Raw genomic sequence first — 12,154 nt, 5'->3', positions numbered from 1 at the left:
CCGCGCCGGGGGCCCCCCGCGGGGGGGGGGGCCCCCCCCGCTCCCCCTCCCCCGCCCCCGCCGGCCGGGGGGGCCCCCCCCCCGGCGGGGGGGGGGGGGGGGGGGGCGCGCCCCCCCCCCCCCCTCCAGTCCGTCTCCGGTACCGTCCGTCGGTCCGACGGCGGGCGCCGCGTCGGCCGCGCCAGGCGACCGGCAGGTAGCGTGCCGGTGGCCGTCCGATAGACTCGGGTGGACCACCGGCCCGACTGGTCGTGTGAGGTCCTCCGCCAACGTGAGGAGAACCAGATGCCCGCTGCAGTGATCATCGGAGCCCAGTGGGGCGACGAGGGCAAGGGGAAGGCCACCGACCTCCTCGGGTCCCGCATCGACTACGTCGTGAAGTTCAACGGCGGCAACAACGCCGGGCACACGGTCGTCGTCGGCGGCGAGAAGTACGCCCTGCACCTGCTGCCCTCCGGCATCCTCACACCGGGCGTCACGCCCGTCATCGGTAACGGCGTGGTCGTCGACCTCGAGGTCCTCTTCCAGGAGCTCGACGCGCTGAAGGCCCGCGGCGTCGACACCTCGAAGCTGCTCGTGTCGGCGAACGCCCACGTCATCACGCACTACCACCGCACGATCGACAAGGTGACCGAGCGGTTCCTCGGCAAGCGCCAGATCGGCACCACCGGTCGCGGCATCGGCCCGACCTACGCCGACAAGATCAACCGCGTCGGCATCCGCATCCAGGACATCTTCGACGAGAACATCCTGCGCCAGAAGGTCGAAGCGGCCCTCGACCAGAAGAACCACCTGCTGGTGAAGGTCTTCAACCGTCGCGCGATCGACGCCGACGAGGTCGTCGAGTCGCTGCTGTCCTTCGCGGACCGCCTGCGTCCGATGGTCGCCGACACCGGGCTCGAGATCCACCGCGCGCTCGAGCGCGGGGAGACCGTCCTGTTCGAGGCCGGCCAGGCCACCATGCTCGACGTCGACCACGGCACCTACCCGTTCGTGACCTCGTCGTCGGCGACGGCCGGTGGCGCGGCGACCGGTTCGGGCATCGGCCCGGGCAAGCTCGAGCGCATCATCGGCATCGTCAAGGCGTACACGACCCGCGTCGGCGCCGGTCCGTTCCCGACCGAGCTGTTCGACGAGTCGGGAGAGTTCCTCCGGGCCAACGGCTTCGAGTTCGGCACCACCACGGGTCGCCCGCGCCGCTGCGGCTGGTACGACGCCCCGATCGCCCGCTACACGGCGCGCGTCAACGGCGTGACGGACTTCGTGCTGACGAAGCTCGACGTCCTCACCGGGCTGTCGACGATCCCCGTCTGCGTGGCCTACGAGGTCGACGGCGTCCGAGTGGACGAGGTCCCGGTCAACCAGTCGGACTTCCACCACGCGAAGCCCGTCTACGAGGAGTTCCCCGGCTGGACCGAGGACATCACGGGTGCCCGCTCGTTCGAGGACCTGCCGAAGAACGCGCAGGACTACGTGCTCGCGGTCGAGGCGATGTCCGGGGCGCGGATCTCCGCCATCGGCGTCGGCCCCGGTCGTGACGCCATCGTCGTGCGGCACGACCTGCTCGGCGACACCGCAGCCTGACGATGCGCGTCCTGTTCGTCTGCAGCGGCAACATCTGCCGTTCGCCGCTCGGCGCACAGGTCCTCACGGCGCGACTCGGCCCGGACGCACCCGCGTTCGTGGTCGAGTCCGCCGGCACCATCGCGCAGGACGGCGCTCCGATGGACGATGCCGCCGCAGCGCAGTCGGTGCGGCTCGGCGGGTCGCCCGACGGGCACCGTGCGCGGTACCTCACCGCAGTGATCGCGGGGTCGGCGGACCTCGTCCTCACCGCCGAGCGCTCGCACCGTGCGGCCGTGGTCTCGCTCGCACCCCGGACGGCGAAGCGCGCGTTCACGGTCAAGCAGTTCGCCCGGGTGCTCGACGGGCTCGAACCGGCCGAGCTCGGCGGCGTGTCCACGCCCGAGGAGCTCGTCGCACTCGTCGCCCGGCTGCGGGGGACCGTGCCGCCGCTCGCGGACCCGGCGGACGACGACGTCGACGACCCGTACCGCCGGTCGACGGCGACGCACGAGCGGGTGGCGGACGAGATCGCCGCGGCGCTCGTGGTGGTCGCGGACGCGCTGCGCGCCGTGCGCTGACGCGCGGGCGCCCTGCGCCCCGGCGCGTCGGCCGCCCGCCGCTCAGCGCCGCGCCAGCACCTGCCGCTCGCGACTCGCGGCGACGCCCGCCACGAGCTGCACCCCCAGCAGCGCCAGCAGCACCACGACCGGCACCGTCCAGCCCCCGGTCGCCGTGTGCAGCAACCCGATCCCGAGCGGTCCGAGCCCCGCGAGCAGGTACCCCGTCCCCTGCGCCATCGTCGACACGTGCGCGGTGTGCCGGGCATCGGGCGACCGCCACACGATGTAGCTCAACGAGAGGCTGATCGCGCCGCCCTGCCCGAGCCCGAGCAACGTCATCCACAGCCACGCCCCGGCGGCCGGAGCCACGAGCAGGCCGACGAACCCCACCGCGCAGAGCACCACCACGACGACGACCGGCACCCACGTCGGTCGCAGTCGCCGCGCGATCGCGGGCCCGGTCACCCCGGTGACGATCCCGGGCAGGCTCGAGTACGCGAGCATCAGACCGGCCTCGTGCGCGGTCACCCCGGCGTCCTGCAGCACCGTCGGCACCCAGGTGAGGAACGCGTAGTACGACAGGCTCTGCAACCCCATGAACCCGGTCACCGCGATCGCCACGGGGTCGCGGAACAGGCGGGCGAACGTCGGCTCGTCGGCGGCCTGGACCGGAGCGTCGTCCACCGTCCGCGAGCGCCCGGTGTGCCCCGGGTTCCGCAGCGCCCGCGGCAACCAGACGAGGAACGCGACGACCGCCGGCACCGCCCAGAACGCCAGTGCCGGTCGCCACGACCCGAACGCCGTCGCGAGCGGGACGACGGCCGCCGAGGCGATCGCGGCACTGAGGAACAGCGCCGTCGAGTACAGCCCCATCATCAGCCCGACCCGGTGCGCGAAGTCGCTCTTGATCGCCGCGGGCATGAGGACGTTCGCCACCGCGATCGCGGCGCCGGCCAGCACGGTGCCGCCGTAGAGCGCCCAGCCGTGGGGCTCGATCCGCAGCGCGATGCCGACCGCGAGCACGGCCATCGTCAGGCCGAGCAGCCGGTGCAGCCCGATCCGCCGGGTCAGCAGCGGCGTCAGGAACGCGAACGCCCCGAACGCGAACACCGGGATGGTGGTGAGCAGGCTCGCCGCCGACGGCCCGAGGTGCAGGGAGCGTTCGACGGCACCGAGGACCGGACCCACCGACGCCACGCCCATCCGCAGGTTCAGCGCGACGAGCAGGAGTCCGGCGCCGACGTACCAGGCGGCCAGGAGTCGCCGGCGGGGTCTCGTGTCAGGCACGGTGGTGGAAGCGGTGGTCATGCTCCGATCCCACCACCCGGCGGGACCGGCCCGGAACACGTATGCTGCCGGTCGATGTCGGTTTCCAGCCACGCCCACGAGCGGATCGTCGACGACCGCACCGAGGCGGCCTACCGCTTCGAGCACGCCGAGACGGTCCCGCCCCACGCGCACCCGCTCGGTCACCTCGTGCACGCGGCGACGGGCGTGCTGTCGCTCATCACCGCCGACGGTGCGTGGATCGCTCCGTCGAACCGGGTCGCGTGGGTGCCGGCCGGTGCCGAGCACCGGCACCGGGCCCACGGGGTGACCGACATGCGGATCGTGTACCTGTCCGCGGAGGCCGCCGCGCGCCTCCCGTCCGGCCCTGCCGTCCTGTCCGTCTCACCGCTCGCACGGGAGGCGCTGCTCGCCCTCACGACACCGGCGCCGCGCTCCGACACGGCCAGGTCCCACCTCCGTGCGGTCGTCGTCGACGAGGTCGCGTCCGCGCCGGAGCAGCCGCTGCACCTGCCGGAGCCGCGCGATCCCCGGCTGCGCCGGGTGGTGCGACGGGTCGAGCGCGACCTGTCGACCCCGCTGTCGCTCGCCGAGCTCGCGGCCTGGGCGGGGCTCGGGGAACGGACGCTGACCCGGCTGTTCCGGCAGGAGACGGGCACGGGGTACCGGCAGTGGCGCCTGCAGCTCCGGGTGCACCGTGCGCTCGTGCTGCTCGCGGGAGGACACAGCGTCACCGAAGTCGCGGCGGCCTGCGGCTGGGCGACGACGAGCCAGTTCATCGAGCAGTTCACGCCGCTGGCCGGGATGACACCGGGGACGTACCGCCGGGCTGCTGGCCGAACGAGCGCCTGACGGTCCTCCAGCGGATTGGCCGGAGAACGAGTACCCCGATCTGTCCCCTGTACCCCGGAAGTGCGACGCCCGACCCCGGAAACCCGGGCTTCGCCGATGGGACGCATTGACGGAACCCGTGAATCGGCGGGCGTCGCTGGCGGGTGGAGGGGTCGGTCTCGTAGCGTTCTCATGTCAGCCGATGTACCCCGGATCGCGAAGGAGAGCGACATGAGCACCACCGTCAGCACCGACACCCGAGCCGAGGTCACGCTCGACACCGAGACCGTCGACACGATCGCCATCCTCGAAGCCCAGGCCGAACCGCACGCCCGCCCGGCCCGCGCCAAGCTCACCTGGACGCAGGAGGACGACGGCGAGTGGGTCGCCAACTACGGCGGGTACTTCGGCGGATCGGTGGACAAGCGCGACGACCGCTACGTCGCCTCGGACACGTTCGGCCTCGTCGTCGGCGACTTCGCGTCGCTCGAGCAGGCACAGGCGAAGCTCGCGGACCAGCTGCACGTGATGCTGCCGTCCGTGATCCGCCCCGTCGACTAGCACGTCGCTCCCCGGAGCACCGCACCACCCCGCACCACCCGCACCACCCGCACCACGGAACGCCGCACCACAGCAGCACGCACCAAGAGGAGCACGACCATGAGCACGCCCGTCGACCACCACCAGCACACCGAGGTGACCGTCGACACCGCCACCATGGTCGCGATCACCGGCATGGACGCCCACGTCGACCTCGTCGTCGACACCGACGTCGACGAGCCGGTCCACCCGCGCATTCTCTGGTCGCGGCCGGACACGGGGCTCTGGGCGGCGAACTACGGCGGCTACTACGGCGGGACCGTCGACCGCCAGGGTGCGCACTACTTCGTGTCCGACACCTTCGGGCAGTACGTCGGCGACTTCCGGTCGCTCGAGGAAGCCCAGCTGCGGCTCGCCGAGCGGCTCCACGTGCTCCTGCCGGACGGGCGTCGCGACGGCCCCTGCGCCTCGGGCCGGCGGGCCCGCACCCCGCCCGCCGTGCGCCGGCCGTCACCCGGGCCTCCTGTCTGTCATGCTCTCGACGTGGGCCGACGCTCGGCCCGGACCGGGGGGACCATGACGTCGGACGAGCACGCGACCATCCCGCACCGAGCGGGCCCGTCTGCACGCGCGGTGCTGGCGACGTGCGTCGTCGCGGCACTCGTCCTGCTCGCCGGGCTCGTGGTCGTCACCTCGTCGCCCGCGCCGCTGCGCGCGCTGGGCGCGAGCGGCGTCTGCGGCGGGTGGTCGGACGACGAGGCCGGACGCGACGAGACCCGGATGTCTGCCGGGTTCGTCCTGCGGAACCCGTCCGACCGGCCCGTCACGCTCCGGGGCGTCCGCGCGACGTGGGACTCCGGGCTCCGCTCGGTGCGCGTCGTCCTCGCGGAGCAGGTCCGGGGATCCGGCACGGGCGCACTGATGGGCGACACTGCGAGCGTCGTCGACGGCGCGCAGGTCCTCGACGCCGACGGTACGGTGATCACGCCGCACCACGACGTCCGGGTCGTCGCCGAGATGCGCTCGAGGAGCCTGGCGCACGGCGGACACCTGACCGGGCTCCGGGTGACGACGGCCGGGCCGCTGGGGACCCTGCGGACCCAGGACGTGTCGGACGTGACCGTGGGGATGACCACGCCGGGGTCCGACGTCTGCTGAGCGGCGTGGCTAGGCGACCCGCTCGATGAGCTGCGGCCCGTCGTTCCTGACGCTGTTCACCGCACGCGAGACCTCGTACTGCTCGAGGCCCGCCGCGACCGTCAGCGACTCGTGGTCGAGCAGGGCGAGCAGGTCGTCCTGTCCGAGGCCGCCCTGCTCGGTGTCCAACCAGGCGTCGTAGCCGTCCGGGGTGAGGAACGCCGGCATGCGGTCGTGCACCTCGCCCGGGGCCACGTGGGCGTCCCGCGTGATGATCGCCAGGGACAGCCGCCACTTGTCCGGGTCGCCGTCGGGTTTCGTGGGGTCGGGCCACGCGCTCACGACGCCGGCCATCGCGAGGGCACCGCCGGGTTCGTGGACGAAGTGCGGTTCCTTGCCGTCCTCGCGCACGACCCACTCGTAGTAGCCCTGGGCGGGGACGATGCAGCGGTTCGTCGCGAACGCCCGCTTGAACATGCCGCTCGTCGCGACGGTCTCGATGCGGGCGTTGATCGGCTTCGGGCGCTGCTTCTGGAAGTCCTTCGCCCAGCTCGGTACGAACCCCCAGCTGATCTGCGGGAGTTCGCGCTGCCCGTGCCGCTGCCGGACCGCGAAGACCGGGTCGGTCGGTGCGACGTTCCAGCTCGGGACCAGGCCGGTGCCGACCACGCCGGTGTCCTCGTCGACGTGCTCGGTCCGGTCGGCGAGCTCACCGATCAGTTCCGGCAGCAGATCGGCCGTGGTGTCGGAGACGACGAACCTTCCACACATGCGCCCAGTGTGCCCGGTGCCACCGACACGGGCTCACGCGCTCACTCGCCCGGGAGCGCCAGCTTGCTGCCGCTCGGGCTGTCGGGACGTCCTCGGCGCGGCGCGGGCGGGACGGGCGGCAACGCCTCGGCCTCGACGCGGAGTTGCTCCTGGCGCCCGAGTGTGCGGATGCCGACGATCCCCGTTCCACTCGTGATCACGATCGAGAAGATCCAGACGCCCGGGAACAGGATCACGGTGTCGCTGCCCACCGACGAGGCCACGTCGAACACCAGGGTGCCGAGGACGATGCCGATCCACCCGCCCGTGAGGAACAGCGAGCGGTACGCCGCGCGGACGAGCAGGTCGCGGGTCGCCGGCATGCCCTGCAGCACCGCGTCGCGGTGCTCCGGCGCGACCGGCGGCGGGTTGCGCCGGGAGTAGCGGGCGATCGCCTCCTGGGTGCGCCACCCGATGCCGGGCACGGGAGGGAGGGACCATCCCCGGGGGCCGATCGGCGTGAGGGCGGCACCGACGCACCCGATGCCCGCGGCGACCAGGAGCGCCACGACGACCCCGGCTGCGACGGGGACGGCTCCGTCGAGGCGCTCGACGAACGCCCCCAGGAGCAGCAGTCCGGCGAACGCGACGACCGCGACGACGACCCCGACGCGGACGGCACGGCGGTGGTGGCGCTGGTCGACGAGCTCGGGGAGCCGCTCGCGGTACACCTGCCACCCGGTGCGGAAGGCGGTCCGGGGTTCCTGCTCGCGGGCCTCAGTCACCGGGCAGCTGCACCTTCGAGCCGTCGACCCCGTGCTTCCCCGTATCGGCGTCTCCGGCCGGCGGATCGACCGCGAGGGCTGCGAGCCGCGCGCGCTCCGAGCGGCCGAGCCGCACCACGAGGTCGGGCAGCGTGCAGACGTACACCGCTGCCCACAGCAGCGCGATCGGCCGCACGTCGCTGCGCGCGAAGGCCGCGATCCCGAGCAGTGCGACCCCGCCGAGGAGCGGGGCGAGCCGCGTCAGCCGCCGGACCAGCCCGCGCTGCAGGAGTCCGACGTCGGTGAGCACCGCCGCACGGTCCTCTGGGGTCACCGGGAGCTGCCGTCTCGCCAGGTAGGGCTGCACCGACCACCGCACGCTCATCTGCCAGTCCGGCCGGACTTGTCGCCCGTTGATGGTCGCTGCCGGGTCGAGCGGACGGTCGGTCCGGAAGGCGGAGAACACGATCGACCCGAGGCCGAGGGACACGAGCGCGATGACCACGACCGGTCGGACGGGCCCCGTACCGGCCCAGCCGAACGCGAGCTGCAGCGCGACGGCGCCGATCAGCATGACCATGGAGCACGCGGCGGCGATCCACAGGGCACGACGGACGCGTGCGGGATCGACCACCGTGGCGATCCGCTCCCGCAGCACCTGCCACCCGAGTCTGAACACGAGGTTCCGTCTACTCCGTGAAGCTGACAGCGGTGGGGCCGGACACGCTCGAGGCGTCCTCATCGACCGACCGCCGCCGCCCGCCGTTGCGCCCCGCTCCAGCGGTCGTCCAGGAACGCACGATGCGCTCGTGCCATGAGTCTCGACATCGTCTACACCGCCGCCGCCCACGCCACCGGAGGCGGCCGCGACGGACACGTGCGCAGCGAGGACGACCGCCTCGACCTCGACACCCGTCCGCCGAAGGAGATGGGCGGCAGCGGCGAGGGCACGAACCCCGAGCAGCTCTTCGCCGCCGGGTACGCCGCGTGCTTCCTCGGGGCGCTCCACGCCGCGGGCCGGGAGCTCGACGTCGACACGACCGGCGCCGAGGTCTCGGCCGAGGTCGGCATCGGCGGCACCGGCAACGGGGGCTTCGGCCTCGCGGTCGAGCTCGACGTGTACGCGCCGGCCGCCCGACCCGAGCAGCGCCAGCGTCTCGCCGAGCGCGCGCACGAGATCTGCCCCTACTCGAACGCCACCCGCGGCAACATCACGGTCGCGCTGTCGATCGTCGACTAGCGTGCCGCCCGTGGTCACCGACGAGTCGCGCTGCCCCTGCCTGAGCGGCAACCCCTACGGCGAGTGCTGCGGCCCGCTGCACGCGGGCGCCGCGGCCCCGACCGCCGAGCGGCTCATGCGGTCGCGGTTCAGCGCGTTCGCCCTCGGCCTGCCCGAGTACCTGCTGCAGACGTGGCACCCGCGCACCCGCCCGGCGAGCCTCGAGCTCGACCCGGCCCAGCGCTGGACGCGGTTGGATGTCCTGTCGACGGAGTCCGGCGGCCCGTTCGACTCCCGCGGCACCGTCGCCTTCCGCGCGTGGTGGCGCACCGACGACGAGCGGGGCACACTCGAGGAGACGAGCGACTTCGTGCGCGAGCACGGCCGGTGGTCCTACGTGGACGGCACGGTGTCCTGAGCGCCTCCGTCCGCAGACAGGAGCACACCGTGCCGGACCGTGACCTCGCCGCCTTCGGCGCCCACACCACCGCCGCCGAGGTCGTGGCGGGGATCGACCTCCGGGGACGGACCGCCGTCGTGACCGGTGCCGCCTCGGGCATCGGCGTGGAGACGGCCCGAGCGCTCGCCGGGGCCGGCGCGACCGTGACCCTGGCGGTCCGCGACGTCGGGGCCGGACAGCGGGTCGCGGCGGACATCGCCCGCACCACCGGGCGCACGGCACCCGACGTCGCCGAGCTCCACCTCGACCGCCCGGCCTCCGTGGAAGCGTTCGCGGCGTCGTGGTCCGGGCCCCTCGACGTCCTGGTCGCCAACGCCGGGGTGATGGACAGCCCGGAGTCGTACACCTCGGCCGGGTGGGAGACGCAGTTCGCCACGAACCACCTCGGGCACTTCGCGCTGGCCATCGGGCTGCACGAAGCGCTCGCCGCGGCCTCCGGTGCGCGGATCGTCTCGTTGTCGTCGAGCGGGCACGGCAGCTCGCCGGTCGTGTTCGAGGACCTGTTCTTCCGGCGTCGCCCGTACGAGCCCGGGCTCGCCTACGCCCAGTCCAAGACCGCCAACGTCCTCTTCGCCGTCGAGGTCGGACGACGATGGGCCGCCGAAGGGATCACGGCGAACGCGTGCATGCCCGGAGGGATCTGGACGGGGCTGCAGAAACACTGGGACCCGGAGGTGCTCGCGGCGACGAAGGTCTCCGCGGCGGACGTCGTCAAGTCCCCGGAGCAGGGCGCGGCGACGTCGGTGCTCCTCGCCACCGCTCCGGAGCTCGACGGCGTGAGCGGCCGGTACTTCGAGGACTGCCACGAGGCAGCCGTCGTCGACCGCATCACCGACGGGCTGCACGGCGTGCTCCCGTGGGCGCTCGACCCGGCCGCCGCCGAGCGGCTCTGGGACGTCTCGGTCGCGTTGCTCGACGCCGAGGCACGAGCTCGACGCTGACCGAGGCTCAGGCCCCGATGGTCTCCGGCAGGCCCACGGAGGCGCGCATCGCCCTCCGCACGTCGGCCTCGGCCGTCAGGAGCTCGTCCTGGTCACCGCTCAGGAAGAACCGGATCTGCCCGAGGGCCTGCTCGGCGAGCATGTCGAGCCCGTTCAGCACGCGTCCGCCGGCACTCGCCCACCGGGTCGCGACGGCGGTCGGCCAGGGCTCGTAGGCCACGTCGAAGAGCACCGCGTCCGGCCCTGACGGCACGAGGTCGAGCGTGTCCGCCGCACCCCCGGGCAGCGTCGAGACGACGAACCCGTGGCGGGTCCCCGGCAGCTCGGTCAGGGGGAGCACCTCGAGCGAGACCCCGAGCCGCACGGCCAGGTCGACGAGGTGTCCGGCCTTCGCGGTGTCGCGGAGGAACACCCGCACGAGCGACGCCCCGAGCCGCACGGCCGCGGTGAGGGCGCTCGCCGCGGTCGCACCGCCGCCGAGGACGGTCGCCTCGCCCGGGAGGTGTCCGAGCGCCTCGACCGGGCGCACGATCCCCTCGACGTCGGTGTTCGCGCCGGACCGCAGGACGGTGTCGCCGACCGTGCGGAACGCGATGGTGTTGGCGACCCCGAGCTCGTCGACGAGCGGGGTCGTCCGGTCGAGCATCGGCAGGACCTCGCGCTTGAGCGGCATGGTGAGGCTCAGTCCGCGCCAGTCGGGACCCAGCCCCGCGACGAACGCGTCCAGTCCGCCGGACGCGACCTCGTGCCTCCCGTACGTGAACGGCACCCCGAGCACGTCGTAGGCCGCTGCGTGCAGCGTGGGGGAGAGGGAGTGGGCGATGGGGGAGCCGAGCACCGCGAGGCGGGTCCGGGAGGGGTCGGAGTACATGTCCCCGTCAGCCTATCCAGGCGTGTTCCGCGCCGAGCGCTTAGGTTAGGCTTACCTTCGTGATCCGAACTCCCTCCCGCTTCCGCCGAGCGCTCGCCGCTGCCGGCGCCGTCGTCGCAGCGTCCCTCGTCCTCGCCGGGTGCGCCTCCGGCTCCGGTTCGTCGTCCGACGACGCCGCGACCACGTCCGCCGACGGCCAGTTCCCGGTGTCCATCACCACCGCCCTCGGCACCACGAAGATCGACTCGCAGCCGAAGCGCGTCGTCGCCCTCGGCTGGGGCGACGCCGAGACCGCGCTCGAACTCGGCGTGCAGCCCGTCGGCGCGAGCGACTGGCTCGCGTTCGGTGGCGACGGCGTCGGGCCGTGGCTCAAGGGTGCGTACACGAAGTCGCCGAAGATCATCCAGACGCTCGAGCCGAGCTACGAGGACATCCTCAAGCTCAAGCCCGACGTGATCCTCGACGTGAAGTCGTCGGGTGACAAGGACCGCTACGCGAAGCTCTCCGCGATCGCACCGACCGTGGCGATCCCGAAGGGCGGCGAGAACTACCTCGCGTCGACCGAGCAGCAGACCACGATGATCGCGAAGGCGCTCGGCAAGGAGGCCGCGGGCAAGAAGCTGCTCGCCGGCCTCGACGACGCCTACGCCGCTGCCCGCAAGGCGCACCCGGACTTCGAGGGCAAGTCGGCGGTCGTCGGTGCCTACACGTCCGAGGGCTTCGGGGCCTACGCCTCGACGGACAGCCGCTCGACGTTCATGCGGAACCTCGGCTTCACGATCCCGAAGGCGATCGACGAGCAGGCCGGCAAGGCGTTCTCGGTGCACCTGTCGGACGAGAACCTCGACCTGCTGGACGCCGACCTCACGCTGATCCTGCCGATCTACGTCGAGGCGTCCAAGGCCGAGTCCGACCCGCTCTTCCAGAAGGTGCCGTCGGTCGAGGCCGGGCACGCCATCGTGTTCGACGACCCGGACGTGTCGTCGGCGTTCTCGATGGGGACCACCGCCGCGATCGAGTGGGCGCTCGAGAAGCTGCCGGACGAGTTCCAGGCGAAGCTCGGCTGACGCCGGGCGGGACGCGCCGGCGAGACGCCGATGCGGAACGACGGGAGGGGGGGGGGGCGCGGGGGCCCCCCCCCCCCCCCGCCGGGGGGGGGGGGGCCCGGCCCCGGCGCCCCCCCCGGGGGCCGGGGGGGGGGGGCCCCCCCCCGGACCCCCGCCCCCGC

Annotated in this window: 14 protein-coding genes; 9 read left to right on the top strand and 5 right to left on the bottom strand. The window is 73.3% G+C overall.

Annotation, left to right across the window (positions count from 1 at the left end):
- Positions 1 to 285 precede the first annotated feature (285 nt).
- Complete coding sequence (locus tag WFH25_RS19145; protein WP_070417034.1) at positions 286 to 1,584, top strand: adenylosuccinate synthase; 1,299 nt, start codon at positions 286 to 288, stop codon at positions 1,582 to 1,584.
- Positions 1,585 to 1,586: 2 nt separating this feature from the next.
- Positions 1,587 to 2,144 (top strand): arsenate reductase/protein-tyrosine-phosphatase family protein, encoded by a 558-nt coding sequence (locus tag WFH25_RS19140; RefSeq protein ID WP_336699048.1) that lies wholly within the window; start codon positions 1,587 to 1,589, stop codon positions 2,142 to 2,144.
- A gap of 42 nt (positions 2,145 to 2,186) precedes the next feature.
- On the opposite strand, the gene WFH25_RS19135 is transcribed toward WFH25_RS19140, so the two are convergent.
- Positions 2,187 to 3,434, bottom strand: coding sequence for an MFS transporter (locus WFH25_RS19135; protein WP_071294502.1), 1,248 nt, complete (start codon positions 3,432 to 3,434; stop codon positions 2,187 to 2,189).
- A gap of 54 nt (positions 3,435 to 3,488) precedes the next feature.
- On the opposite strand from WFH25_RS19135, the gene WFH25_RS19130 reads away from it, so the two are divergent.
- The 3 genes from WFH25_RS19130 (at position 3,489) to WFH25_RS19120 (ending at position 5,942) form a co-directional block, all read left to right on the top strand.
- A complete protein-coding gene (locus tag WFH25_RS19130) occupies positions 3,489 to 4,265 on the top strand; it encodes an AraC family transcriptional regulator (protein ID WP_336699046.1) in 777 nt (258 codons plus the stop codon).
- A gap of 210 nt (positions 4,266 to 4,475) precedes the next feature.
- Positions 4,476 to 4,805 (top strand): hypothetical protein, encoded by a 330-nt coding sequence (locus WFH25_RS19125; RefSeq protein WP_070417032.1) that lies wholly within the window; start codon positions 4,476 to 4,478, stop codon positions 4,803 to 4,805.
- Positions 4,806 to 4,904: 99 nt separating this feature from the next.
- Positions 4,905 to 5,942, top strand: a complete 1,038-nt coding sequence (locus tag WFH25_RS19120) for a hypothetical protein (RefSeq protein ID WP_336699044.1) — start codon at positions 4,905 to 4,907, stop codon at positions 5,940 to 5,942.
- A 9-nt stretch (positions 5,943 to 5,951) separates the two neighbouring features.
- On the opposite strand, the gene WFH25_RS19115 is transcribed toward WFH25_RS19120, so the two are convergent.
- Genes WFH25_RS19115 through WFH25_RS19105 form a run of 3 tightly spaced genes read right to left on the bottom strand, consistent with a single transcriptional unit; the run spans position 5,952 to position 8,114 of the window.
- Positions 5,952 to 6,692 (bottom strand): SOS response-associated peptidase, encoded by a 741-nt coding sequence (locus tag WFH25_RS19115; RefSeq protein WP_071303480.1) that lies wholly within the window; start codon positions 6,690 to 6,692, stop codon positions 5,952 to 5,954.
- A gap of 41 nt (positions 6,693 to 6,733) precedes the next feature.
- On the bottom strand, positions 6,734 to 7,456 hold the full coding sequence (locus tag WFH25_RS19110; RefSeq protein ID WP_336699043.1) for a hypothetical protein: 723 nt from the start codon (positions 7,454 to 7,456) through the stop codon (positions 6,734 to 6,736).
- The gene (locus WFH25_RS19105) at positions 7,449 to 8,114 is read right to left on the bottom strand and encodes a hypothetical protein (protein ID WP_336699042.1); all 666 of its coding nucleotides are present in this window, start codon (positions 8,112 to 8,114) and stop codon (positions 7,449 to 7,451) included. The genes WFH25_RS19110 and WFH25_RS19105 overlap by 8 nt, the downstream gene beginning before the upstream one ends.
- Before the next feature lie 135 nt (positions 8,115 to 8,249).
- On the opposite strand from WFH25_RS19105, the gene WFH25_RS19100 reads away from it, so the two are divergent.
- Genes WFH25_RS19100 through WFH25_RS19090 form a run of 3 tightly spaced genes read left to right on the top strand, consistent with a single transcriptional unit; the run spans position 8,250 to position 10,055 of the window.
- On the top strand, positions 8,250 to 8,675 hold the full coding sequence (locus WFH25_RS19100; protein WP_071294457.1) for an organic hydroperoxide resistance protein: 426 nt from the start codon (positions 8,250 to 8,252) through the stop codon (positions 8,673 to 8,675).
- Positions 8,676 to 8,685: 10 nt separating this feature from the next.
- The gene (locus WFH25_RS19095; RefSeq protein WP_071294503.1) at positions 8,686 to 9,072 is read left to right on the top strand and encodes a YchJ family protein; all 387 of its coding nucleotides are present in this window, start codon (positions 8,686 to 8,688) and stop codon (positions 9,070 to 9,072) included.
- Positions 9,073 to 9,101: 29 nt separating this feature from the next.
- Positions 9,102 to 10,055, top strand: coding sequence for an SDR family NAD(P)-dependent oxidoreductase (locus tag WFH25_RS19090; protein ID WP_336699040.1), 954 nt, complete (start codon positions 9,102 to 9,104; stop codon positions 10,053 to 10,055).
- Positions 10,056 to 10,062: 7 nt separating this feature from the next.
- Here WFH25_RS19090 and WFH25_RS19085 read toward each other — a convergent pair whose 3' ends face one another.
- Positions 10,063 to 10,926, bottom strand: coding sequence for a shikimate dehydrogenase family protein (locus WFH25_RS19085; protein ID WP_336699038.1), 864 nt, complete (start codon positions 10,924 to 10,926; stop codon positions 10,063 to 10,065).
- 59 nt (positions 10,927 to 10,985) lie between these two features.
- On the opposite strand from WFH25_RS19085, the gene WFH25_RS19080 reads away from it, so the two are divergent.
- A complete protein-coding gene (locus tag WFH25_RS19080; protein WP_070417025.1) occupies positions 10,986 to 11,993 on the top strand; it encodes an iron-siderophore ABC transporter substrate-binding protein in 1,008 nt (335 codons plus the stop codon).
- Positions 11,994 to 12,154 lie beyond the last annotated feature (161 nt).

The organism is Curtobacterium sp. USHLN213 (genome assembly GCF_037144815.1).
Classification (GTDB): Bacteria; Actinomycetota; Actinomycetes; order Actinomycetales; family Microbacteriaceae; genus Curtobacterium.
Note: the sequence above shows the minus strand (reverse complement) of the source record. Positions and strands in the feature narration are given on the sequence as shown.